17 protein-coding genes are annotated in these 24,788 nt (G+C 65.9%); 15 read left to right on the top strand and 2 right to left on the bottom strand.

The window, feature by feature from the left end; genetic code table 11:
* Nucleotides 1-99: 99 nt before the first annotated feature.
* The 12 genes from AB0K28_RS46455 (at nt 100) to AB0K28_RS46400 (ending at nt 18,365) form a co-directional block, all read left to right on the top strand.
* Entirely contained in the window at nt 100-240 is a 141-nt protein-coding gene (locus AB0K28_RS46455) for a hypothetical protein (RefSeq protein ID WP_364383621.1), read from the top strand.
* A gap of 133 nt (nt 241-373) precedes the next feature.
* The gene (gene fxlM / locus AB0K28_RS46450; RefSeq protein ID WP_364383618.1) at nt 374-1,609 is read left to right on the top strand and encodes a methyltransferase, FxLD system; all 1,236 of its coding nucleotides are present in this window, start codon (nt 374-376) and stop codon (nt 1,607-1,609) included.
* A gap of 53 nt (nt 1,610-1,662) precedes the next feature.
* Nucleotides 1,663-1,854, top strand: a complete 192-nt coding sequence (locus tag AB0K28_RS46445; RefSeq protein WP_364383615.1) for an FxLD family lanthipeptide — start codon at nt 1,663-1,665, stop codon at nt 1,852-1,854.
* A 79-nt stretch (nt 1,855-1,933) separates the two neighbouring features.
* Nucleotides 1,934-4,972: a lantibiotic dehydratase gene (locus AB0K28_RS46440; RefSeq protein WP_364383612.1), complete on the top strand. Its 3,039-nt coding sequence runs from the start codon at nt 1,934-1,936 to the stop codon at nt 4,970-4,972.
* On the top strand, nt 4,969-6,126 hold the full coding sequence (locus AB0K28_RS46435) for a lanthionine synthetase C family protein (protein WP_364383609.1): 1,158 nt from the start codon (nt 4,969-4,971) through the stop codon (nt 6,124-6,126). Before AB0K28_RS46440 ends, AB0K28_RS46435 begins: the two co-directional genes overlap by 4 nt.
* Complete coding sequence (locus tag AB0K28_RS46430; protein ID WP_364383606.1) at nt 6,108-7,064, top strand: thiopeptide-type bacteriocin biosynthesis protein; 957 nt, start codon at nt 6,108-6,110, stop codon at nt 7,062-7,064. Before AB0K28_RS46435 ends, AB0K28_RS46430 begins: the two co-directional genes overlap by 19 nt.
* Nucleotides 7,065-7,154: 90 nt before the next feature.
* Nucleotides 7,155-8,189, top strand: a complete 1,035-nt coding sequence (locus AB0K28_RS46425) for a hypothetical protein (protein WP_364383603.1) — start codon at nt 7,155-7,157, stop codon at nt 8,187-8,189.
* A gap of 113 nt (nt 8,190-8,302) precedes the next feature.
* Nucleotides 8,303-8,788: an ATP-binding protein gene (locus AB0K28_RS46420; RefSeq protein WP_364383600.1), complete on the top strand. Its 486-nt coding sequence runs from the start codon at nt 8,303-8,305 to the stop codon at nt 8,786-8,788.
* A 197-nt stretch (nt 8,789-8,985) separates the two neighbouring features.
* Nucleotides 8,986-9,327: a Scr1 family TA system antitoxin-like transcriptional regulator gene (locus AB0K28_RS46415; protein ID WP_364383654.1), complete on the top strand. Its 342-nt coding sequence runs from the start codon at nt 8,986-8,988 to the stop codon at nt 9,325-9,327.
* Nucleotides 9,318-9,530 carry a DUF397 domain-containing protein gene (locus tag AB0K28_RS46410; protein ID WP_364383597.1) on the top strand — a complete coding sequence of 71 codons (213 nt, stop codon included), beginning with the start codon at nt 9,318-9,320 and terminating at the stop codon, nt 9,528-9,530. Before AB0K28_RS46415 ends, AB0K28_RS46410 begins: the two co-directional genes overlap by 10 nt.
* A 482-nt stretch (nt 9,531-10,012) precedes the next feature.
* Nucleotides 10,013-17,692, top strand: a complete 7,680-nt coding sequence (locus tag AB0K28_RS46405; protein ID WP_364383594.1) for an RHS repeat-associated core domain-containing protein — start codon at nt 10,013-10,015, stop codon at nt 17,690-17,692.
* 37 nt (nt 17,693-17,729) lie between these two features.
* Nucleotides 17,730-18,365 (top strand): DUF4240 domain-containing protein, encoded by a 636-nt coding sequence (locus AB0K28_RS46400; RefSeq protein WP_364383591.1) that lies wholly within the window; start codon nt 17,730-17,732, stop codon nt 18,363-18,365.
* Nucleotides 18,366-18,463: 98 nt separating this feature from the next.
* Here the strand turns inward: AB0K28_RS46400 and AB0K28_RS46395 are convergent, their stop codons facing one another.
* Both AB0K28_RS46395 and AB0K28_RS46390 read right to left on the bottom strand, forming a co-directional pair.
* On the bottom strand, nt 18,464-20,296 hold the full coding sequence (locus AB0K28_RS46395) for a prolyl oligopeptidase family serine peptidase (RefSeq protein ID WP_364383588.1): 1,833 nt from the start codon (nt 20,294-20,296) through the stop codon (nt 18,464-18,466).
* 16 nt (nt 20,297-20,312) lie between these two features.
* Entirely contained in the window at nt 20,313-21,314 is a 1,002-nt protein-coding gene (locus tag AB0K28_RS46390; RefSeq protein ID WP_364383585.1) for a helix-turn-helix transcriptional regulator, read from the bottom strand.
* Nucleotides 21,315-21,580: 266 nt separating this feature from the next.
* On the opposite strand from AB0K28_RS46390, the gene AB0K28_RS46385 reads away from it, so the two are divergent.
* From AB0K28_RS46385 to AB0K28_RS46375, 3 genes are all read left to right on the top strand, one after another.
* Nucleotides 21,581-22,555: a bacterial transcriptional activator domain-containing protein gene (locus tag AB0K28_RS46385; protein ID WP_364383581.1), complete on the top strand. Its 975-nt coding sequence runs from the start codon at nt 21,581-21,583 to the stop codon at nt 22,553-22,555.
* An 839-nt stretch (nt 22,556-23,394) separates the two neighbouring features.
* Nucleotides 23,395-24,309 carry a hypothetical protein gene (locus tag AB0K28_RS46380; protein WP_364383578.1) on the top strand — a complete coding sequence of 305 codons (915 nt, stop codon included), beginning with the start codon at nt 23,395-23,397 and terminating at the stop codon, nt 24,307-24,309.
* Between the two features lie 29 nt (nt 24,310-24,338).
* Complete coding sequence (locus AB0K28_RS46375; protein ID WP_364383575.1) at nt 24,339-24,677, top strand: hypothetical protein; 339 nt, start codon at nt 24,339-24,341, stop codon at nt 24,675-24,677.
* The last annotated feature ends 111 nt before the right edge of the window (nt 24,678-24,788 follow it).

Genomic DNA, 24,788 nt, shown 5'->3' with positions numbered 1-24,788 from the left:
GGCCCAAGCCAGGTTGTTGCCTCTGGCCTGCTTCCACCCCCGACGTGACTGAAACCCACGGTGGATTCCGTTCCCCTTTCAGACCCGGAGGTCAGCTCCATGAACTTCGTCATACTCGCCGGTCTGCGCCTGATGTACGCGCGCCTGGACACGGAGCCCTTGGGGGCGGCCGTCGCCACTGACGATCACCAGGTGGCGGCTGATGAGCCGCAGCAATGCATGACCGCCCGAGCTGCCTGATCAGCGCCTTCGCGGCGTGGCCGGTGGATTCCTGCCGCCAGCTTGTCCAGCGTGAACGCACCTGTTGAGGCGTGCTGGCTACGCCTCTCACCTGCTACATCCGTCCTGCAAGATCCGAAAAGAGGAACGATTCGTGACCAACGGAATCACTGACCAGGCTCGGGCCGCCGAGTTCAGGGACAAGCTCGCAGATGAGCTGATCGCGGCGGGATACATCAAGTCCGCGTCGGTGGAGGCGGCGTTCCGTACGGTGCCGCGGCACGCGTTCGTTCCGGCCGATACGCCGCTGGAGGTCACCTATGCCGTCGACAGCGCCGTGGTGACCAAGAGGGACGAGCGCGGCGTCGCCATCTCGTCGGTGAGCGCGACCTACGTCCAGGTGGCGATGATCGAACAGGCCGAGGTGAGCCCGGGGATGAGCGTGCTGGAGATCGGCTCCGGCGGCTACAACGCGGCCTTGCTGGCCGAAGTCGTTGGAGCAGGCGGCCAAGTGGTCAGCGTGGACATCGACCCGGAGGTCACCGATCGCGCGACCGAACTCCTGACAGCCGCGGGGTACGCCGATCGGGTCACCGTGATTACGGCTGACGCGCACAACGAGCTATCGGGGTATGGGCCGTTCGACGCGATCCTCGTGACCGTCGGCGCGTGGGACGTCGCTCCGGCCTGGCTGCGCCAGCTGGCAGCGAACGGCAGGCTCGTGGTGCCGTTGCGCATGAACGGCGTCAGCCGCTCCATCGCCTTCCGGCGCGAGGGAGACCATCTGGTCAGCACCTCTGCAGTGGTGTGCGGGTTCGTTCCGATGCAGGGGACGGGGAAGCATGCCGACCGAGAGTTTCGGCTGCCGGATGCGCAGGGGGACGTGATCACGCTTCGGTTCGACGCCGGAGCGCCTGACGACCCGAGTGTGTTGGACGGTGTCCTCGCCGGCGACCGCGCTGAGGTGTGGTCCGGCGTGACGATCGGAAACGGGGTGTCCTTCGCCGACCTGCACCTCTGGCTCGCGGGATTCCTGCCCGGCTTCTGCCGGATGGCCGCCGATGAGGGGACGGAGCTCGGTCAGGAGCGCAAGACCTGGTTCCCGTTCGCCGTGGTGCACGGTGACTCCTTCGCCTACCTGTCGGTGAGGCCGCTGCCGCAGGGGAAGGGGGTCGAGTTCGGAGCTCGTGCCTACGGCCCGCACGGTGCCCAGCCGGCGAACGCGCTGGTCGACCAGATTCGGGCGTGGGACGCGCGAGCCAGGGACCGGTCTGAGCCCACGTTCGCCTACTGGCCGACCGGCACCTCACCCACCCATATCCCCGAGAACGTGGCCGTCCTGCGCAAGGCCCACGGCCTCCTCACGATCTCCTGGCCTGCGGCTGAGTGACCGCGTCCGGCCAGGCCGTCCACACCGAACCCAACCGAAGGAGTACGTATCCCATGTCACCACTGCTGGCCCTTGACGCGGCCGACGCTCCCACAGATGTCGTGGCTGACGAGGAGTTCGAGCTGGACATGCGCGTCGTCGAGGCGACGACGTCGCTGGTCATCATGATGTGCGACACCAGCGACGGGTGCGGCAACACCTGCAGCACCAGCGCGTGCAGCACCAGCTCCAACGACCCATCCTGACTCCGCTCGCGGTCGCCGGCGCTCAAGACGCTTGTGGGTGCCGGCGGCGCGGCTCGTAGCCGACGAAGAGAGAAGTACGGTGACCGTCCTCCCGCGGTACGAACACACCGGTCTGGTGATGGTGCGCGCGAGCACCGATCCAGGCGACCTTGACCTGCCGACAGACCTCGACCTGTCGAGTAAGTCAGCGATTCAGCACGAGGGCCGACCTTGGCTGGCGAAGATCTGGGCGCGTGGCGACGTACGCGAGGCCGTCGGAGTGGCGAGTCCTGCCCTTGCGGGCCGTATCGACCTGCTGCTCGGCCCCGAACGCCCGGCCACTACGGACCTGCGCAGAGCCATCCTCGCCACCGCCTCATACCTGCTGCGCTGGCAGCGACGCGCAACCCCGTTCGGGCTGTTCGCCGGGGTTGCTACGGCCACGATCGGTCCTGCCAAGGCGAGCCTTGGAACGTGCCATCTAACGCGAGCCCGAGTGGACGCCGAGTGGCTCATAACGCTGATTGACCAGCTCGAACAGCATCCCGGCCTGCGGCCTCGTCTGAAGGTGGTCACCGACAACTGCGGCATTGTTCGCGACGGCCGCTTCATTGTCGCTGCTCGGGCGGAGGTCGGAGCGAGGACTCCCGGGCCTCTTCGTGAGGTGTCCGTACGCCTGACCCGGCCTGTACAGCGGGCGCTGGTGGCAGCCGCTCACCCAAAGCGCTTCGACGAACTGGCCGGTGACCTGATCCGGCTCTTTCCCGCGACATCGCCAGACAAGATCCAAGCCTTGCTGAACGCTCTGGTCGATCAGCAGGTTCTCATCACCAGCTTGCGCCCGCCGACGACCGCAGCCGATCCCTTGCAGCACCTGATCGAGGCCCTGCGCGCTGCGAGCTGTTCAGACCTGCCGGACATCGCGGAGCTGCTACGCCTTCTCGAAGGCATCGGGCAACTGTTGACCCGCCATGACGCTCTCACAGACCCGATCGAAGCTGCCCTCGTCCGAGTCGAAGCCTGCAGGCGGATGAGCGCCCTCAGCCCGCAAGCCAACCTGGCCACTGACGTACGGCTCGACGCGACGATCGCCATTCCCGAAGTCGTACTCAAGGAGGCAGAGCTCGCCGCCACCGCACTGCTACGCCTGTGCACCGAGCCCTTCGGCCGGACGGCATGGATGGACTACCACGCCCGGTTCCTCGCAAGATACGGCCGCGGCGCCCTCGTACCCGTACGAGAGCTGGTGGACTACTCCGGTCTCGGCTATCCCACTGGCTACCTCGGCGCGCCCCGCGCAAGGCCCACATGGCGCACCCTGACCGAACGAGACGCTGCCCTCCTCTCGCTCATTCAGGAAACGACGCTTTCCCGATGTGAGGAGATCACGCTGACGGAGGCGCAGCTTGAGGCGTTGACCGTGGGTGACCACACCACCGTCGCACCGCCGCGGAGGGTGGAGCTGGGCGTGACCCTGCACGCCGAGTCCGCCGAGATGATCGATCGCGGCGACTTCGAGCTCTGGATCACGGCCGCACCCCGCGCTCACACGAGCATGGCGGGGCGCTTCGCCTACCTGCTCGATGACGACGATCGCGCCCGGCTCGTCGCCGGGTACCAGCACGCTGAGGACGACGCGGTGGTGGTCCAGCTGTCCTTCCCACCTCGCCGCCCGCACAACGAGAACGTCGTACGCGTTCCACAGCTTCTTCAAGACACCCTCCACCTGGGTGAGCACACTACGAGCGGAACGATCGATCTCGACGACCTGGCGGTCACCGCCGATGCCGCGCAGATGTACCTGGTGCAGCGCTCCACCCGCCGGCGCGTGTTCACCCAGGTGCCGCACGCGCTGGACACCGTCGTTCAAAGTCCGCCGCTGGCCCGATTCCTCGCCGAGGTCGCCGAAGCCCGCAGCGCGGTCTTCACGCCATTCACCCTGGGCGCCGCTCGGACCTTGCCGTACGTCCCGCGCATCCGTTACCGGCGTACCGTCCTGTCCCCGGCGCGCTGGCTTCTCACTGCCGCAGACCTACCTGGTCAATGGGAGGAGGGACTTCGCGCATGGCGAGCACGGTGGCAAGTACCGGCGCGAGTAGTGCTGTGTCACGGAGAGCTGCGCCTGCCTCTCGATCTCGATCAGCGGCTGGATCGCGCCGTGCTCCATGTTCACCTGCGCCGCGCGGAACAGATTGAGCTGTGTGAGGACGGCCCGCCCAAGAGCCAGAACTGGATAGGGCGTCCGGCCGAACTGTTGATCCCCATGACGGCCATCCAGCCGCCCCCATCGAAGCTTCCTGTTACCGCTTCAGCAGGAGCTGTGCATCGGCCGGGTGCCTCCGAGGTCGTACGTGCCCATCTGATCGGCAACCCTGCACGGTTCGACGCCATCCTGACCCGACACCTACCGGCCTTCATTGACGAACTCGGCGACCTCGTTCTCCGCTGGTGGGTGAGCCGGCACCGCGACATGATCCGTCTCGACACCGACCAGCACCTCGCACTCTTCATACGCCTGACCGACCGCCGCCAGTTCGGGAAGGTCGCCGAGTGCCTGGCGGCGTTCGCCGAGAGGCTTCAAGCACGGGGCCTGCTCGCGCACCTCACCTTGACCACTCACTACGAGCAGCCTGGCAGGTACGGGGAAGGCGCGGCGCTGCAGGTCGCCGAGCAGGTCTCGGCCGCGGACACCTTGGCCGCGATCGCGCAGATAACGGCAGTCGAGCGTTCGCATCTGCCCGGTCAAGCGCTGGCCGCAGCATCGACGACTCACCTCGCGGCGGCGTTCGCACCAGACCCTCTCACCGGATGCCGATGGCTGGTCAGGTGCCTGGAACGGACAACGGGCCAGCTCGACCGCGTTCTACGGGATCACGCACTCCGCTGCGGCGATCTCGCCCAGGTCGGTGCCCTGCCAGCGGGGGATGCCGTCGTCTCCGCGTGGCGCGCACGCGCTGACGCCCTCGGCACGTACCACCGCATACTCACCGAGCAACGTGACCCGGAGACAGTGCTGCGCACCCTCCTGCACGAGCACCACGTACGAGCACTGGGCGTCGACCCAACCTTCGAGAAGGTGACCGGGCGCCTGGCTCGCGCGGTCGCGCTGCGCCGTCTGGCCCTGGCAGGTGCCCTGTGAGTTCGGAGATGTTGACCGCGGATGAGATGACCGCCCAGTCGCTCTCGCGAGGAGCAGCCGGGATCGCGCTGCTGCACATCGAGCGAGCGCTGTCCGGAACGGAGGAGTGGCGGAACATCTACGCCCACATCCGCCAGGCCGCTGCCGGAAGGGTCGTCGCCGCTGAGCACGCCAGCCTCTACTACGGCGCACCCGCCATCGCGTTCGTCCTGCACGCCGCAAGCGCTGACGGGGAACATCGTTACCCCTCGACAGCGGCCAAGCTGGACGAACTCGTGCTCGGCATCGCCCGCCGTCGCCTGGCCACCGCCACAGCGCGAATGGATGGGGGAGCGCCGGCGACGTTCCACGAGTACGACCTCTTCTCCGGACTGATCGGCATCGCGGCACTGCTGCTGAACCGCATGCCGCGCAGTGACGTCCTGGCCCAGATCCTTCGGTACTTGGTCCGGTTGACCCGTCCCCGCGTCGAGGATGGGCTGGAGATTCCCGGCTGGTGGGTGCCGCACGACCCGGACCCGCTCCTGCCTACTCCCGGCGGGCACGCCAACCTGGGGATGGCGCACGGTGCCGCCGGGCTGCTCGCCGTACTGGCCCTGGCCGCCCGCCGTGGATGCGTCGTGCTCGGCCAGCGCGAGGCGATCACCTTCCTGATGCTGTGGTTCGACCGCTGGCGGCAGTTCTCGGGGGATGGCCCCTGGTGGCCGCAGTGGCTAACACAAGAGGATCTGCGGAGCGGACGGCCCGCCCAGTCCGGTCCAGGCCGCCCGTCGTGGTGCTACGGCACGCCCGGCATCACCCGAGCCCTTCAGCTCGGCGCCATAGCCCTCGGCGGCCAAGAGCGACAGCGCACAGCCGAGGAGGACATGGCAGCGTGCCTGACCGCTGGACAGCTCGCTCGGCTGAGTGAGGCGGGGCTGTGCCACGGCCTGGCCGGCGTGTACCAGACGGCCTCCAGAGCCGCCCAGGACGCTGACAGTGAAGCCGTCACAGCGTGCCTCCCCGAGCTGGCATCGCTCCTCAGGAAGCAGGCCGCGGCCCTCCATGTCGAGGGCGCCGGTCTGCTGACGGGCGAGGCAGGCGTTCGGCTGGCGATGGAGACCACACACACGCCTCCCCGATCGGGATGGGACTCATGCCTGCTGATCACCTGACCACTGCTTCGCCGGCGAAGATCGCCGCCGCCGTCCTCGTCGTACTCTCCGGGGCGGACCTGGAAAGCACCGCGACGGAGACGAGGATGTCCCCTGTCGAGCTGGCTGATGCCGTTCAGCTGTTCCAAGCGGCCGGTCTCACCGCCTTGGAACAGCGGAGCGAGTGGTACCAGCTCGCGATCGAGTTCGCAGAGGAACGTACGGCCGAATCGGCTGGAGCGATGTACCTGGGACTCCGGTTGGACCGTCTACAGGACCAGGGCGTCGTGCAGGGTTGGTGGTTCCTGCGCAAGCCGCCGGGCTGGCGGCTCCGGGTGCACACAACGGACCGCCCGGCTGTCGATAGAGCACTCCGCGAGCTTGTTGAGGAGCGCGTCATCGCTCGTTGGTGGTCCACCATCTACGAGCCAGAGACCTTCGCCTTCGGAGGTCCAGACGGGACCGACATCGCTCACGAACTGTTCTGCGCCGACAGCCACGGCGTGCTGGCCTACGCCCGCCAAAAGGCCGCCGACCAAGGACGACGAGAACTCTCGCTCCTGCTGATCAATGCCCTGCTTCGAGAAGCGGGACTGGACTGGTTCGAGCGCGGCGACGTCTTCGGCCGGGTGGCCGCGATCCGTCCGGCGCCGCCTGGCAACCAGACCTCAGCGGTGGAGAAGCTGGCGCCCAACGTACGCACTCTTCTGCTGGTGCCCAGGCAAGCCGACCGCAGGTTGCTCGCGGACACCCTGGCGTTCGTCGAACCCTGGCTCGCCGCATACGAGACAGCCGGCCAGCGGCTCGGTGACGCTGCCGCCCGGGGACGCCTTGATCGCGGGCTCCGAGCCGTACTCACCCACGTACTGATCTTCCACTGGAACCGCTTCGGCCTGTCGGCCACCACCCAGGGCGTCCTCGCCCACGCGGCGAAGGCCGCCTTCCTGCCTCGGAGCTGAGCATTGGACCTCACGACACTGCACAACGCCATGCGCCGCTTCCCCCTCGTCGGCCGCCCGCGCCCGGCCTGTCCCTCACTCCAGGAGAGGGTGCGGGAGGTAGCGGGAATCGCCGAGACCGCGTGGCACCAGGGCGACAACGGTCTGCACGAGGCGGCCCACGCCCTGAACAAGGCCGCCCTGATCGCCAGCGATTGCGGCCTGAGCGACCTTGCCCATGAGCTCTGCTGGCAGCACATCAACGTCTACCGGCAGGCAGGCGAACCCCTCACCGTGCTGCAAACCCGGTACATGCTCGAACCAGTACTCAACCTCGCACGGCTGCAAATCCGCGCGGAGAACGGCGACAAGGCCCTGCGGCTCCTCGCTGCCGTCTACCAGGCGGCGACCACATGCACCGACCTCGTCGTTGAGGGGCAGCCCCTCCCCACAGCCGCCCTGGAAGGGACGCGACACGAGCGTCACAAGCTCCGCGAGTGGGCGTGGCTCCAATACCTGGCGGAAGGAATCCGCGTGCTGGCCATGGCCGGGCGTTGGGACGAGGCGGTCACACATGCCAAGGCCCACAACGGCATCGGGGTCCATCTGATGGAGGGACGGCAAGCCGAGATCATCGCGCACTGCCTGCACAGTGCACCCAGAGCTGCCCGGCACGTCCTGGAGGAGTGCAACCTGACCGAGCCCTGGGAACGACAGGTCGCAACCTGCCTGAACGTGATGTCCGCAGGCAGCACGCCCAACCGGGACGGCCAGGCGATGGTGGAGCGTTTCCTCGGCAGCGAGCCGATGCCGGGTTACGCGGTCTACCGCGCCCACTACGGGCTGACCGTGGCCACCCTGGCCAGCGCCTTCGACCCGCATACTGCAGATCACGTCCTGGCCCAGGTAGCGACCGAGGCACTCACCTCGGGAGACGGGTACGCCGCTCGCGACGTTTTGCGCCACCACCCCATGACGCAGCTGGCCAGTGCCCACCGTCGTGGACTCACCAAGTTAGTTACCTCGGCCGGCCTTGGCAGCGGCAGCCTTGGCGCTCCGCTGCTCGACTCGATCACCGCCTCGGTCAAGCTCGCCCAAGAAGCGCTGGCCGCCGCGCTATCGACGAAGCGGCGCACAGCTTCCTGAGCAGTCCCGCAACCGCGGGACAACTTGACCCCTGCCATGAAGTCGAGCGCCCATTGGGCCATCGCGTCCGCGCGGGTGCGGATCGCCACCGACAACCAGGAGGAACACCGCGAATGATCGAAACCATGCATACGCCCGAACGATGGGAATGGATGCGCTCGTCCGACCGGATGGACTGGCGAGGCGTGTTCCCCGGCGAACGCGATCAGGTACGCCGCGTACGCCGCATGGTCGAGGCACTGTTCGAGGGAACGGGCCGCGAGGGTGACGCCGGACTCATCGTCTCGGAACTCACCACGAACGCCCTGCTGCACACCCGCTCCGGCCGAGCCGGAGGCTGGTTCGGGGTGGAGATGCATCTCCCAGAGAAGGGCCCGGCCTACCTCGGGGTCTGTGACCTCGGGGGAGCAGGCAGGCCGCTGCTGGACCGCCGCCCGACAGACGGGAAGCTGACGGTGGGCGGCTTCGGACTCGCGATCGTCAGGGAGCTCGTCGTGAAGCTGTCTCAGATCGGCAGCCCGGCAACCGGACACACGGTGTGGGTCCACCTCGACATCGATGTCCAGAACGCCAAGCGAACTGCGGCCGTAGCGGAATAGATGGGTCGGCCTGCTGCTATCAGGCCGACCCGTTCCGACTGCCGCTTGGCGCGTTGCACCGGAGTCTGCACGCGCCGCGCTGCCATGCACTCTCTCCGTGCAAGTATCGATGGCCCCTGTGATGCAGAGGGCGAGCAAGCATCCAGAGGCGGCGGAGTCGCGCGTCGGCCCGGTAGCCTGCTTCGCTACTGTACTTGGTGGTGCTGGACGAAGGAGTACTCAGTCGGCCCATCGGCGGGCCTGACGTCATGCGGAAGCAGTTGGAGCGTCTGCTGGAAACTACGCGTGCCCCACACATCACCGTCCAGATTTGCCCGCTGGGCGCCAACCCCGGCTTGAGCGGAGGTATCGTCATCGCGAAAGCTCCCAATGGCACCCGTAGCACGGTGTACCTGGAGACCGCCGCGGAACCGCTCGTTACGAGCCATGCCGAGGTGGTTGAGGTGGTTACCATGAAATTGGACGCCATCCGGGCGGATGCTCTCCCCCAGAGGGTGTCGGTCGAATTCATCAGGAAGATGGTGGGGAAATGGACCTGACGGCCGAGCTGGAGTCGGCGGCCTGGCGCAAGGCGACAAGCTCGACCGGCAACGGCGGAAACTGCATCGAGGTAGCACCCCTATCCGGCGGTCGTGTCGGCATCCGTGACACCGAAGCGCCTGACCAGCTCCCCTTTGTTGTGCGACCCGAGGTATGGGCCGCTTTCATCGACGGCGCGAGGAATGGCGAATTCGACTTCTAACCGCTTGTTTGGCGAAAGCGACGAGGAGTCCTGAAATAGTCTCGGGCTCCTCAGATCGCCGTCTTTCCATCGCGTTCTCTGGTGCGTCGAACGCATTTTCAACACATAGGCTGCTGTGACTATCTTGCTGAGGGCTTCTGCAGTGCGAGTGCTGGCCGCGTACATCTGCTCCGCCGACCGATCTGACGTCTAGGTCGAGCTGCTAGCCCATAATTTCTTAACTTGCAGCCGGGGCCGCGCTGTTGAGGACACGGCATGTGGAGCACGTCACCGTAGCATCCTCCTTTCAGGAACGTCGCGTTCCGTGTACTTTTGATCACTGAAGTCGCTCTTGTCTGTTGATCTTACAAAAGTTACGCTCTGTCCGTTTGATCAAGGCTCCAGGGCTGCACGGGTCGGGTCCTGCCTGCCGGGTGGGGTGGAGTGACGTCCGATGCCCGCGTGCGGGTGTCCCTCGTTGTGGTGATGGAGCGTGACGGCGTATGCGCCGGTATTTGGCATGGAATCGTTCGGGCCGTCGCTGGTTATGCGCGCGGGTCGCGCTTCTTCTGGTGCTATTGCCGGGCTTGTTGCAAACTGCTGCACTTCCTGCGGTGGCGGCTGCCTTTTCGGCCACGTCTGGCGCTGCAGCGACGGCGCAGGGCATTCCGGAGACGCCGCGGCAGCGGATGGGCATTGGGCTCAAGGGTTTGCCTGCGGTGATGCCGGCGGAGTTGACGATGGCGCCGGGTAAGGCGCAGGAGATGCTGGCTCCGGGCAAGGTCAGGCTGCCCAAGCAGGTTAATGGGCCGGATACGGCTTCGCGTTCACAGAGCACGATGAGTACGGCGCCTGCTGCTCAGAGGCTGCCGTCGGGGGTGGCGCGGGCCGAGGCGAAGGACGCGGCGACGGTGGCGGCCGCTCTGGAGGTGACGAGCATGTGGCCGCTGAACGGAGCGATGGCGGGGACGGTGCCGACGCTGCTCGCGCACGCCGAGGGCGGGAGCGAGCCGCTTGAGTTTGAGTACATGTTGTGTGAGGCGCCTGACGACCTAGAGGTGCTCTTCGAGTCTGATTACGATCTGTGGTGTTTCCGGGACAACCCGGATGGCTCTGCGTACGAGCCGTTGTATTCCGGTCGGCTCCGCTCGGGAGCGCATGCTTGGACGTTGTGGAGCGGGGTGCTGAGGCCAGGTGCCACCTATGCCTGGAGAGTGACGGTCACCGACGACATCGGCAGGCGGGTCACCTCGGCTTACCACACGTTCGTGACCGGGGCGCGGCAGCCGAGGATCGGTTCGCAGCTGGCTAACCGTGACCAGGGCGGCCAGGAGTTCCAGGCGGTGTCGGGCAACTACACCAGCACGGTGGTGGACGCCTCAGTGGCCGGAGTCGGCCCGCCATTGTCGGTGGTGCGTACCTACAACAGCATGGACGCGCGGCGCGACGGCCTGTTCGGGGCCGGCTGGTCGACACGGTTCGACATGCGCATCGTCACTGAGCCGGGTGGCAGCCTGCTGGTGACCTATCCGGACGGCCGCCGGTTGCGGTTCGCGGCCAAGGGGGATGGCACCTTCCAGCCGCCTTCCGGCATGCACGCCACGCTCGGCGTGGTGTCCGGCGGCGGGTGGAAGCTGATGGACAAGAGCTCCACCGTCTATCACTTCAACGCGGCCGGTCGGCTGACCCAGGTGGCAGATGCCCGAGGGCGGGCGCAGGAGCTCATTTACGGCGCTGACGGCAAGCTGACCAAGGTGACCGGGGTAGGCGGCCGGTCGCTGACATTCACCTGGAGCGGCGCGCATGTCGGCAGTGTGTCCACCGACGCGGTCGATGGCGCACCGCTGACGTGGACCTACAGCTATGACGGGGACAAGCTGGTCAGCGCGTGTCGGCCGGGGGCGGCACCGAACTGCACCACCCACGCCTACAGCAGCGGTTCGCAGTACCGCAGCCTGGTAGAGGACGGTGAGCCGGTCGGATACTGGCGGTTGGGCGAGCCGGCCACCGAAGACTTTTGGGCCGAAAGCTTGGGCTGGGGCGCCGGTGCGGGCGAGTACCGGGATGTGGCGCTGCAGCAGACGGGTGCGCTGGCCGGCACGACCGACAAGGCGGCCCGCTTCTTCGGTGACTCGGAGTTGGTGCTACCGGGCCATCTCACCGCGCAGTTGCACAATCAGTTGTCGGTGGAGCTGTGGTTCAAGACCACTTCCTCCGGCATCTTGGCCTACACCGCAGCAGAGGAGCCCGACCCGGACATTGCCGTGGACGCCGGGATCCCGCTGCTGTATGTCGGCACCGACGGCAAGCTGCGCGGCCAGTTCCGCACGTTCAACAGCCGCGGCGTGGAGATCGGGTCGCCCATCACCAGTTCGGCGCGGGTGAACAACGGTCAATGGCACCACGCGGTGCTGGCGGGTTCGGGCAACACCCAGACGCTCTATCTGGACGGGACGTCCGTCGGTTCGCTCACCGGCCGGATCGATCACAACGGGATGGCCTACACCTCGATCGGCTACGGGCTCACTCATGACGGCTGGCCGGCCAGCAAACCCCTGGACCCGGAAGACTGGTTCTACACCGCGTGGGGGCTTGACGGTCACGTCGACGAGGTTGCCTTTTACGACCGTGGTCTCGGCGCGGCGGAGGTGAGCGACCATTACGCGGCCCGGCTCGCTGCCCCTCACCTGCTGGCCGAGGTCAAGCTGCCGTCGGGGCGGGTGTGGGCGCAGAACGTCTACGACACCGATAAGGACCGGCTGCTCACCCACACCGACGAGCACGGCGGCCAGTGGAAGATCTCCGCCCTCGCGGACAACACCGCGTCCGGCTTTAAGACAGTCACGGTGACCGACCCAGCTGGAAAGAACATCACACAGGAGCACGATTCCTGGCGCGGTTACCGCCTGGTCTCCGCCAAAGACCAGAGCGGATACAAGACCAGCTACGAATACGACGACGAGGGTTACCCTCTGGCGGTCAAAGACCCCAACGGCATTGCCACCATCACCAACTACGACGAGCGCGGCAACCTATTGCACTCCGCGCAATGCCGCGCCGGCACTGCGACCAAGTTGCCGCTGACCTGTCTGGGCTTCTCCTCAGGCGACCCGCAGCCGATCAACCACCGCTGGTACAGCTACGACGTCAACGAGGACGACGAGTTCGATCCGCGTAATGACCGGGTGACCGCCGTCCGCGATGGCCGTTCCTCCTCCAGTACCGACAACACCTACGCCATCACCTACGAGTACAACGCCTACGGCGAGCAGACCAAGCAGACCACCCCGGCCACCCCGGACTTCCCCAGCGGCCGCTCGGCCACCACCACCTACACCGATGGCAGCGAACCCGCGGTCGGCGGAGGCACAACTCCGGCCGGTTTAGTCGAGACCAGCACCGACTTCAAGGGCAGCACCACCAGCTACCGCTACACCGCGGCAGGTGATCTGGCCGAGCAGACCGACCCGACCGGCCTGGTGACCACCTCCGAACGCGATGCGCTCGGGCGTGTGGTCACACAAACCGCGATCTCCGACGCCCATCCCGACGGGGTGAAGACGAGCTACACCTACGACGCCGCCGGCTGGCTGGCCACCCAGACCGCGCCCGGCGTGAAGAACGAGGTCACCAACGTCACGCACACCGCGCGAACGACGTACACCTACGATCCGGACGGCCACACGCTCTCCGAAACCGTCACCGATCTGACCGGCGGCGATCCCGCCCGCACCACCACGAACACTTACGACGCCCACGGCCGCAAGGAGACCACCACCGACGCCGAGGGCGGCGTAGTGCGCGTCACCTGGAACACTCTCGGCCAACAGTCCACGGTCACCGACCAGCTCGGCGCGACCTACAGCCTGTCCTATAGCGAGCGCGGTCAGCTGAAAAAGACGACGTTGCAGAACTGGACCGGCAGTCCGGTGGACCCGCAACCCGCCACGGCGATCGACCTGGAGGAGCTGGTCTACGACCCTGCCGGGCGGCTGAGCGCGGGGGTGGATGCGATGGGCCGCAGGACCACCTACAGCTACTACGATCACGGCCTGCCATACCGGACGACCGCTGAGTCCGTACGCCTCAACGGGTCCGATACGGTCACCAACGTAGTGCTGGAGGAGAACGTCTACGACGCGGCCGGCCATCTGACCCGTAAAAGCACCGGCGACGGTGCCGTCACCACCGACTACGTCTACGACGCCGCCGGTCGGCTCACCTCGACCACCTTGGACCCCGCCGAGCTCAAGCGCAAAACCTCCTACACCTACGACGCAAACAACCTGACCACGAACGAAACACGCTCCGCAGCGAACGGCAGCCGCCAGGAAAGCACCAGCTACACCTACAACGCCGTCGGCATCAAGACCCGTCAGACGATTGAGAACGGCGACCAGGACCTGATCACCACCTGGACGGTCGACGACCGCGGGCTGGTCACCGCCGTCACCGACCCGCGCGGCAACGCCGATGGGGCCGCCGCCGCCGATTACACCGTCACCAACCGCTACGACGCCCTCGGCCGGCTGGTCGAGATAAAGGCACCGCAGGTGCAGGTGGACAGGAACGGCACCACCACGTCCACCCACCCGACGACCCTGACCGGCTACGACACCGTGGGCAACGCAACACACAAGCGTGATGCCGAAGGCCGCACCACCATTGCATCCTTCGACAAGGTCGGACGGCTGACCAACAGCACCGCGCCCGCCTACACACCGCCAGGCGGCAGCCCCATCACTCCGACCGTCGAGCACGCCTACGATGCGGCCGGACAACTCATCCGCACCACCGACCCGCGCGACAACGTCACCAGTTACGAATACGACCAGCTCGGGCGACAGGTCCGCGTCACCGATCCCGCCCCCGAGGGGCAGCCCCCAGGCAGATGGATAGCCGAGTACAACCTCGCTGGAGAACAAACCACCATTGTGGACCCGACCGGGGCCCGCGCCCAGGCCACCTACGACGGCCTGGGTCGGCAGATCACCACCACCCAGATCGAGCGCAAGCCCTCAAGCGCCGTATACACCGCCGAGCTGGAGTACGACGTCGCTGGCCGACTGGTCAAGCAGACTGTCCCTGGGCCGGGCACGGGCACCGTAGTCACCAGCTTCGAGGTCAACGCGGCCGGTGAGACCACAAAGGTCATCGACCCCGCCGGTACGACCACCACGACGTACGACCTGGCCGGGCGTCCGGTAATGACCGCGGACGCCAACCGCAACGGCAGCGTCGTCGAATACGACCTTGCCGGGCGCAAAATCAAGGTCAGTGACGTGCGTTTGCAGACGGACGGCGTCACCGTCGCCGAGGTACTGCGCACTAGCAGTACTGATTATGACGCCGCAGGCAACCCGACCAGCGCCACCTCTCCCGAAGGTCATGTCACCCGGCAGACCTACGACGCGCTGAACCGCCTCACCTCCCTGATCGAGCCCGTCTCGGACTCCAAGCAGATCACCACCAGCTTCGGTTACGACGCCACCGGCGCCCGCACCCGGATCACCGACGGCCGTGGCAACGCCACCTGGACCAGCTACAACAGCCTCGGCCTGGCCGAAACGGTGACCGAACCGGCCACAGCCGCACACCCCAACGTCGCCGACCGCACGTGGACAACTCTCTACGACGCGGCAGGCAACCCGACCGCCACCATCCAGCCGGGCGGCGTGCGCATCGACCGCACCTTTGATCACCTCGGTCGCGTCACCCGCGAGACTGGAGGGGGCGGCGACGCCGCCACCGCCGAGCGTAGCCTCGGCTACGACCTGGCCGGCCGTCTTATCAGCGCGGGCGACCTGATGGTCGATTACAACGACCGAGGCCTGCCGCTCAGCATCAAGCGCGACACCATCCAGGAAACCGCCTACACCTACGATGCGCTCGGGAATCTCACCCGACGCATTGACGCCGCCGGGGCCACAACCTTCACCTACGATGATGCCAACCGGCTGAAGACCGCCACCGACCCGGTCACCAGCCGAACCCTCACCTACGGCTACGACCCGGCCAGCCGGTTGAAGACCATTACCGCCACCAGTGGTACGGGCAGCACCCAGACAATCGACTACGACGACCTGGACCGGGTCACCGGTCAAACGTTGCGGAGCGGTTCCGGCACGCAGTTGGCAAAGATCACCTACGGGTGGGACAACGACGACAACTTGACCAGCAAGACCACCGCCGGCACCGCCGGAGCTGGCACCAACACCTACGGCTACGACCACGCTGGCCGGCTCACGTCCTGGACCGCCTCCGGAGGCGCAGCCATCGACTACGAGTGGGACGCCGCCGGTAACCGCACCAAGGCCGGAGACAAAACCTTCACCTACGACGAACGCAATCGCCTCACCAGGGGTGACGGCACCGACTACACCTACACCTCACGCGGCACCCTCGCCTCCCAGACCAAGGACGGCACCACCACCCCACTCACCTTCGACGCCTTCGACCGGCTCATAGCCGACGGCGACAGCCTCTACGCCTATGACGCCTTCGACCGCGTTACCTCCCGCATCAGCGGCACCACCAGACAAACCTACCTGTACGCCGGACTCAGTAACGACCTGGCCGCCATCAGCGTCAGCGGCAGCATCCAAGCCAAATACTCCCGTGACGCGTTCGGTACCCTCCTCGGCCTCCAAGAAGGCACCGCGCCAGCTGTCGCCGCGATGAGCGACCTGCACGGCGACCTCGTCGCAACCCACAACGGAAACGCCCTGACCAGCTCCACCACCTACGGTCCCTTCGGTGAGACCACGGCCCACGCCGGCAGCGAAAGCAACCTCGGCTACCAGGGCGCATACACCGACCCCGACACCGGCAAGGTCAACATGCACGCCCGCTGGTATCAACCCGGCACCGGCACCTTCACCAGCCGCGACACCATGACGCTGGAGCCAAGCCCCTCCATCCAAGCCAACCGGTACACCTACGCCAACGCCTCCCCCCTCACCGGCATCGATCCCACCGGCCATGCCACTATCGCACCTGGCGCCGCCAGTGCCTGGCCCGGCGAACTTGAAGACCTCTACAACCGCAACGGCCCCACAGGCAACCGGCTCGGAATCGGTGGGTGCATTGCCTGTACCAACCAGGTCGAGCCCGCCATCCTGGTCATGACTGAAGCCGACATAAGAAGGAGAGGGCATCTTCCGAATGGAGGTGTCATACCCCCTCTTTTCTGGGAGGCCGATAAGAAGTCCAGAGCCGCACTTATAGACTTCGCTAGTCGCCCCAATCTTTCCGATGATGATATACTTTTTGCTTGGGGCCTTTTGAATGGCGCGTTCAGGAACGCCGCGGGGAAGAGCGCTGCTTCGAAGTCCCTCGATCCCGATAAAGATCGCTCTTATACGGTGTGGTGGAATGGTAAGCGAATAACTTTTTCGTCCGTGGGTAGAGCGCTTGCTTATCTGAATAAGATGGAAGCGGACAAGGAGGTAGATGTCTGCTTCGATCCGCGCTGCATCGACGAGTTCGGAATGTGGATAAGGAAGACTGAGAAGATACTTCAAGGCGGTGCATGTGGCAGTAAGGGAATGGCTGCCTCGTGCGTGGATGACGAGGCCAGGTGGAAGCAGGAAGTAGGCGTTCGAGGTTTGCTTTTGCATTTCGGGTTCAGCGGATACTCGGTCATGCTATGGAATGGCGATACGGGGGTGGGTTACACTGGGAAAGAAGGAGGGGTCTATATTTTGGTCGATCGACATGGCACGCCACTGAAAGTGGGCCAGACCAAGGACTTCGCTACGCGGCAGCGCCAGTACAATCAAGAAGAAAGATGTAAGAAGCTTGGCGGCTGCAAAGTCCAGGTAGTGTTCTCGCTGGGTTCGGCAGACGAGAGGTGGGGCATAGAAGATGTCTTCTTTGATATTGGTTCTCAGCTCGGATACTGGCGCTTAGGTGATGAATTCAACAAGCAGAGACCTATCGAGCTGAACCATAGCGAGCGCGTGGAGAGGGTTTCTGATGGCTTGTTAAGACTGAGGACCCTTGGGGTAGGTATACGTCGGCCTCCAGAGATTCCCGTAGCAAAGGGTCAGACCGCTTACCAGGTGAGATTAGGTGGCGCCGGCGATGGTCTGTATGGGCGATGGGGGGCGGCGGAGGGCAACCCATGGAGGCATCCAAAGGCCCTCGCCGGACGTATAGGGGGAGATATCAAAAGGCGATAAGGTAGACCAACAACGAGAAGTGATGGAGGTAAGTGGCGTGTGGACTGCGGATGTGTGTAGCAACCATTTTTGGGCACTTATCGAGCAGTCATTGCAGGTGTCGACTGCAAAAGATGAGCGAGTTGCCTTCCTCAAGGCGCGACTGGCGCAGGAATCGACCGAAAACATCGCCGCCATCATGGTGTGTCTTGACGACCACAAGGAGCGTCTGAATACTTGGGATATGTATGGAGCCTTCTGGTACCTGTTTCAAGTAGGATCCATGGACAGCTTCAGCGCATTCCAATCGTGGCTGGTCGGGCTGGGAAGGTCCAAGTATGAATCGCTTGCGGCTGGGGCGGACAATGTCACCGAACTGTCCGAAATTCGAGGCATTCTTGAGGCGCGAACGGCTACTGAGGCGCGCGACCCTCGCGGCGTGACGTTGTTTGAGTTGAGAGAGCCAGATTTTTCGGAACTGGACTCTCTTGTATATCATGCATACATTAGATCTGGCGGCAAGGAGGACGCTCTGGATGATTTATATGCGGTCGCAGAGGTGGCCTACTCTGCCGTGCAGCCTGTAGGTGAAGAGTGGGACATCTCGGATATCGACGAAGTCAGGAGAAGGCTCCCGCGAACATATGAATACATGACTCGTTTGCGCCAGCGGTACAGACCTACGGAAGCTTAGACTACGTAATAGGACGAGGTCCTGGTGTGAGTGAACACTGGCGTTCTCGGCTTCTTACGCTGGACTGTTGTCGTAGTAGAAGCTTGGCGCCTCCGCCGTCACCCTACGTTGAGCACATCTGGCTTCTCGGTATCGATCGTGATCAGGTGCGAGTAGAGGAAAGCGCTGATCGCCTCATACGCCTTCAGTTCGTTGGCGCGGTTGGTGAAGCCATGGCCTTCGTCGGGATAGATGTCGTAGCGAACCTCGACACCACGCTCACGCAGCCGGGCGACGATCTGGTCGGACTCGGTCTGGGGAACGCGCGGGTCGTGGGCGCCCTGGATAACGAACAAGGGAGCGGTGATGCCGTCTGCGTGGCTGACGGGGCTGCGTGCCAGGAGATGTTCGGCGCAGGTGTCCGGGTCGCCGAGGACGGTCGCGACGAAGGTCTTCCAGGTGGGAGGTGAGGCCTTGGCGAGGGTGACGAGGTTGCTGGGGCCGCATATGGAGACGCCCGCGACCCACGAGTAGGGCAGGCGCGCGAGGCAGGACAGGGCGGCGAATCCGCCGTACGACGCTCCCATGACGGCGAGGCGGCTGGTGTCGGCCCAGTCGAGCGTTTGCAGGTGGCGGATGCCGTGGTCGAGGTCGTCGAGGTCGATGCCGCCCCAGTCGCGGTAGATGAGCTTCTGGTGGGCGGTGCCGTAGCCGGTGGAGCCGGCGGCGTTGGGGGCCAGGATGGCGATCCCTTGGTGGAGAAGGTGCTGGTAGAGGCCCGAGCGGGCGTAGATGGGACGTTCCTGGGCCTCCGGTCCGCCATGCACGGACAGCAGGACCGGGTGGGGGCCTGGGCCGTCCGGACGGTAGAGGAGGGCGTGGACGTCGCGGCTGCCGCTCGCCGGATAAGTGATGAGCTCCGGGACGATGGAGCTGATGACGCGCAGGGCGGCAGGACGGGTGTCGGTGAGGTAGCGGAAGTCGTGATTGGCGAGGTCCAGGACCGCGAGTTCCGCCGGCCGTGCCGCCGAGTCGATCAGGAGGACGGCGAACGAGGCATCCGGTGCCAGGGACAGCGCCGAGATGACGCCAGGCGGGATGTCGGGGAGCAGGAGCGGGGAGCCGTTGCGTTCGGCGTGCAGGCGGGAGCGGCCGCCCTCGTTGACGGACCAGATGCGTACGCCCGCAGCGACGTCCAGGGTTTCGACGTCCCAGGACGGGGCGGCGATGGCGTGCAGGGATTTGGCTTCGAGGTCGTAGAAGGCTGCGGCGGTGAAGTCGCTCCAGTGATCGGTGAGCAGGTGGAACCCACTGGAGTCCGGAGCCCAGGCACCGGGCTCGAAGACACCTTCGCCGAGCGCGGACGTCACGCAGGCGGGCTCGGCGTCGGGTTCGTTCAGGTCCGTGAGGTAGACCGCGATGTCGGTGTTGGAACGGAAGCCGGTCGCCAGTAGCCAGCGGCCGTCGGGGGAGAGGCTGACGGCTTCGAACGCGACACCTTCGGGCGGCGTGAAGCGACGGAGCTCGCCGGTCGTCAGGTCATGAACGATGAGGTCCTGGGCGGCCGGGTCGCGGTCGTTGGCGGTATAGGCCAGGAAACGACCGGTCGGGTCGAATGGCGACTCGGCCAGGATGCGCTGGCAGTCCGGGCCCGAGCTGACCTCGCTCGGTTCGCCGCCCTGCAGAGAAACCATGTAGATCCGGAACTGCTCGTCGCCGTTCTCATCAGCGGTGAAGACCAGCTGATCGCCGCTGGGCGTCCAGGCGAACTGCCGTACGGTCCGGTTGTCGAACCCCGCCAGCCGACGTGGCTCACCACCGGTCACGGGGACCACCCACAGGTCGTAGTGGCCGGAGGCGTGGCTGGAGTAGGCGACCAGCTTGCCGTTGGGCGAGAGCGCAAGGGTGCGCTGGAACCGCTGCTGCGGGACGAAGTCCAGGTATCCGAGCATGTGGCAGCCTCTCGAGTCAGTCGATCCAGCCGCGGCGCACCGCTGCGGCTCCTGCGGCGAAGCGGGTCTCCACACCCAGCTCATCGCGAATGGCGGTCCAGTGCCTGCGTACGGTGTTGACGCTGATGTCCATTCGGCGGGCGATCGCCTCGTCGGACAGTCCCTGGGTGAGCAGCTGCAGCACCTGCGCCTGCGCCGGCGTGAGGGGGCCGGAGGCCTTCGTGCTGCCGAACGGGATCGCCTTCTCCCACAGCAGCTCGAAGTACTCCCGCAGGGCGCCGACGATGACCGGTGAGCGTACGAGCAGCGCTCCGCCCATCCCCGTGGGCGTGAGCGGAAGGAGCGCGACGGCCTCGTCGGCGAGCTTCATCTTCATCCCGATGCGCGGCAGCAGCCGCGCCTGCTCTCCGGCGGCCACCGCGGCCTCGATCGTCTTCGCGCCGATCGGGTGCTCCGCGCAACGGGTCTCGTAGATGGCACGGCACTGCACCTGCCCCTCGAACACCGGCAGCGGCGCGTACCCTGTGGCGTCCTCAACGGGCGCTTCCAGGACGTAGTTATCGAGGGTGAGCCAGTCGTGCCGGGCCGCGTTGATGAGTGCGTACGACAGGCGGCTGATCTCGTCTCGGTCGGTGACGATCTGTACGAGCCTGTCCATGCCGGAGCTGGAAGACGACGCCGCCGACGTCTGGTGGAACTCGCTCAGCCGCTTGTGCCCGGCCAGCAGCCGCTCCTGATCGCTGACGAGGCGGCGCGAAAGCTCCGACAGCACGCCTTGAAGCGCGAGCTCGGGCGGTGCGGGCACGAGACGTGGCGGTAGCAACGGACCGTCCGGCCGAAGGTGCGCCATCCCGCGAGCGGTCAGCTCCGCGACCTGCTCAGCGCTCCCCAGCAGGGACGCCGCCTCGCCCTCCTGGCAGCCGTCCTCAGCGAGCAACTTGGAGTATGACGCGAAGATCTCGTCCGGTACGACACCCGCCAGCAGGCGCTGTGCGTTGATCTGATTCTGCCCGTCCACTGACACCCCCAGAGACAGAGGGTAGTGGCTTCGATGCTCGCTGTGATGCTCCTTTGTGGGCCGTGTCGAGGGTGAGTGATTCCGCGCGATGGTGGGTTTTCACCACCGGGTACGGGGCTCCAGATCCCCGCTGTACAAGGCGATTTCGCGTCCTTGGATGGCACTGCCCCTGGTCAGTAGGCGCCGTGGGGAGTTTCAGGCTCTCCGATTCCGCACCGCGCGAGATCTGATCAGTGCGAACGCTCAAGAGCGGAGAGGGAGGCAACATGCGGCGGCAGTTCGTTGGGGAGACGGCGAGGGCACTGGCCGGACGATCGTCGGCGATACGGAGCCTGGTCGGACTCCTGGTGACGTTCGGTTCGTACGGCTCGCGACGCCGACGGGTGCAGCGACCCACCGATGTCCGCCCTGAGGCGGAGACAGTCAGCGTGCCCGCAAGAACGGCCCATGAGGCCCCGGTGGTGCCCGCTCCACAACCAGAGCCGGCACCCACGCCGGCGGCCGACCGGCGCGGCCTGATTCGCCTCGTCGGCCAGTGCAGCATCGAGGGGCGAAACCGTACGGCGGGCGGCTGGGGAACTGACACCTGGGCTCTCCTCGGCCTGCTCGCCGAGCACCGCTCCTCCCTGCTCACTAAGGGAGCGGCCTGCGACAAGCTCTGGCCGGAGGCCGAGACGCCGCATGACCGGTTCGCCGGCCTGCTCAAGGCGACGCGCGCCAAGATGTGCGAAGCGCTCGGGATGCCAGGCAACTACGGACGGATCGTCATTCAGTTCATGGGCAGCACCGGATACCGGATCAACCCTGATCTCTACACCTGCGACGTCTGGCAGATCCGCGACCTTCTCGCCGCCGCGGCCCGGGCCAAGGGGCCGGAGAAGGCAGCCGCGCTGATCGCCGCCGCTGACCTCTACACCGGCCCTTTCCTCCCCGGCGTAGAACTCGGCTGGGCGCGGGGCGCGGCGGACTCCCTGAACCGTGCCGTCGTCCAAGCCCTCGCCCAACTCGCCGACCTGGAGGAGCAGCCCGAAGCCGAGGTCGCCTATCTCGAACGCGCCACCGAACTCGACGGTGTCGCCGAGCATCTGTACCGCAGGCGAATGGAGGTTTACGGCCACCTCGGCAGGCCGCAGGCGATCCATTACTGCTATGACGAAGTCCTGGAACGGCTGCGCACTCGGGCGAGAAGGCCGTCCCCGCAAACAGAGCAGCTCTATCGAAGGCTTACCGACTTCGGCTGAGTGATTGCTCGACTTGACGGTGGTCGCGGAGGTGAGCGCTTATATAACCGGTGCGTATACGCGCACGTACAACTGAAAGGGGGGTGTGGCCCATGCGTTTATTACGCACTGATCCGGCAGGGTCGCCGAGCTAAGTAGCGGCGATTCTGATGCCCTCACTGCCCAGCGTCCTCAAGACCTGAGCAGGTGGCCTCGCAGCCGCGTGCATGCCGCAGTACCCGGCTGCGAGGCCGACCCTCGGCACGGCTTGCCTGAGCTGTCGCCAGGTCACGCTGGCTGCCACATAGAGAGGGACCAGCCGGCTGCTATCCGGCTGGTCCCACCCCTCAGACTACGGGCATGCCCGCCGTGGGAAGGCTGACTTCCAGAGGTGAGAAGCCCTCGTTGCGCGATCTTTGCGCTCTGCTGCTCCGGCCCGCAGGTCGGTGTGCCGATCGCCCTACCGTTCGGGCTACCGCCTTGACCAGTACCCCCGCGTGGGCGCGCGTGCGCAGGTAGGCGGGGCCATGCGGGGTGCCGATGGCCCGCCCGACTCGCTCTACGAGTCGAATACTCGCCATGAAGCGGCCCTTGGTGCTTTATGCCAGCGGCCTGTCGCTCCTGCGTCTTCATTCGCAATTCCTAAGCCCCTACCTCCTTTCTTGATAAAAAAGCTGATCGGCCGGGCTCTGAATTGGTCGGCGATTTCCTGCCTGGTCAGGCGCTCGCAGGTCAATCTTTTTTACCAACGCGCCGCCGAATCGGCTTGCTTCGCATTCGATGTCGAGAAATAGTCGTCTTGTACGAAGGAAATAGTCCCGGAAAATTCCGGAGCACGACACCAGTTCAAGGAGAAACAAATGACAGCGAACACGGTGGCCGAGAAGGCTGAAACCTCGGCCGAGTTTCGCCCTGAAGGCACTGCGGCCAAGGTATGGGAGGCATTGATCGCCACCCCGGCCGCATCCGTCACGATGATCGCCGAGGCAGCCGGGGTATCGCGTCCGACCGCGACGAAGGCACTGACGGCGTTCGCCGAGGCGGGCCACGCCAGCCGCACCCCCGGCGGACGTTCTGAGGAAGGCCGCCCCCTACCTGACCAATGGTCCGCGATCCTCGTCGACACCACACCGAAGGAGGACGACGACGTCCCGCCGGACACAGCCGCTGACGCCAGCATCGAGGACCCGACCACGCCCGAGACGGAGCAGCAGAGCACCGCCATATCCCTCGCAGACGCCATGCGCCTCCTCGAACAAGAGGAAGCCCGCCGCACGGAGGCTGAGGCCGAACTGGCCCGCGCCCAGGCCGAGGAGGAGGCCCGCCGCCAGCAGGCCGCCGAGGCCCTGGCGAAGGCCCGCAGGATCGAGGACACGCGCCGCGCCCTGACCGACCTGCTCAACGCCGTCACCACCACTTACGCGGCCCTCCTGTCCGACGATGACACGGCGTTCACCACGGGCCTGGAAGCCATCTACAGCGGCACCACAGAAGTACGTAAGGCGACCCGCGCCACCCAGCCCAAGACCACCGCCGGGTGGGGCTCCGCGCGGCGCGGTGACCGCAGCACACCCAGGCCCCTGCGCCCGGACGTGGTCGCCCACCTGACGAAGTACCCGGACCTGGCGTTCACCGCCAACGAGATCGCCAAGGTGCTCGGCCGTTCCTCCGGAGCGGTCGCCAACGCCTTGGACACCCTCGCCCGCAACGGCGAGGCCGAACTCGTCAGCGAGCACCCCAACCGCTTCCGCGCCGCCAAGCCGCAGGACGCCTAGCCAGCGGTCCTGACACGAGAGGAGAAACCATGGCCGACGAGATGTTCACCCTCCTGGGGTGGGCATGGGATGTAGACCTGGCCACCCGCCTGGCCCGACGCCACCCAGTACGCCCGGCTGCTATCCGGACGTTGACCGGCGTCAAGGACCTCATCCGCATCGACCCCAAGCACGCCGCGACAGTCGACGTGACCAAGCCCATCCTGGTCGTTCCGCTCCCGTGCGCCCTGCCACCCGGCAACCGCCTGGTGATCGACGGCTGGCACCGCATACACCGCGCCCTCGAGCTGGGAATGGAGAAGCTACCCGCGATCCTCCTGGACCCGGCCGACGAACGCACCTGCCGCCTACGGGGCGGCGACATCTGACACGGTGCGCATAGGCGGGGATCGGCTGTGACCGATCCCCGCCTACGCGCTATGTGGCATCTCTCGTCGGCTCTCAGCGATGGATCCAGGAACGAGACAAGGACGAACGTG

It is taken from the genome of Nonomuraea sp. NPDC049504, assembly GCF_040676845.1.
GTDB lineage: Bacteria > Actinomycetota > Actinomycetes > Streptosporangiales > Streptosporangiaceae > Nonomuraea > Nonomuraea salmonea.
This window is presented reverse-complemented; position numbering and strand designations above follow the sequence as displayed.

Excerpts from the sequence above, each read along its gene's own strand:
- AB0K28_RS46380 (WP_364383578.1), top strand. The coding sequence starts at position 23,395 with ATGACAGCGAACACGGTGGCCGAGAAGGCTGAAACCTCGGCCGAGTTT.
- AB0K28_RS46385 (WP_364383581.1), top strand. The coding sequence starts at position 21,581 with ATGCGGCGGCAGTTCGTTGGGGAGACGGCGAGGGCACTGGCCGGACGA.
- AB0K28_RS46420 (WP_364383600.1), top strand. The coding sequence starts at position 8,303 with ATGATCGAAACCATGCATACGCCCGAACGATGGGAATGGATGCGCTCG.
- AB0K28_RS46430 (WP_364383606.1), top strand. The coding sequence starts at position 6,108 with ATGCCTGCTGATCACCTGACCACTGCTTCGCCGGCGAAGATCGCCGCC.
- AB0K28_RS46405 (WP_364383594.1), top strand. The coding sequence starts at position 10,013 with ATGCGCCGGTATTTGGCATGGAATCGTTCGGGCCGTCGCTGGTTATGC.
- AB0K28_RS46395 (WP_364383588.1), bottom strand. The coding sequence starts at position 20,296 with ATGCTCGGATACCTGGACTTCGTCCCGCAGCAGCGGTTCCAGCGCACC.
- AB0K28_RS46410 (WP_364383597.1), top strand. The coding sequence starts at position 9,318 with ATGGACCTGACGGCCGAGCTGGAGTCGGCGGCCTGGCGCAAGGCGACA.
- AB0K28_RS46455 (WP_364383621.1), top strand. The coding sequence starts at position 100 with ATGAACTTCGTCATACTCGCCGGTCTGCGCCTGATGTACGCGCGCCTG.
- AB0K28_RS46445 (WP_364383615.1), top strand. The coding sequence starts at position 1,663 with ATGTCACCACTGCTGGCCCTTGACGCGGCCGACGCTCCCACAGATGTC.
- AB0K28_RS46375 (WP_364383575.1), top strand. The coding sequence starts at position 24,339 with ATGGCCGACGAGATGTTCACCCTCCTGGGGTGGGCATGGGATGTAGAC.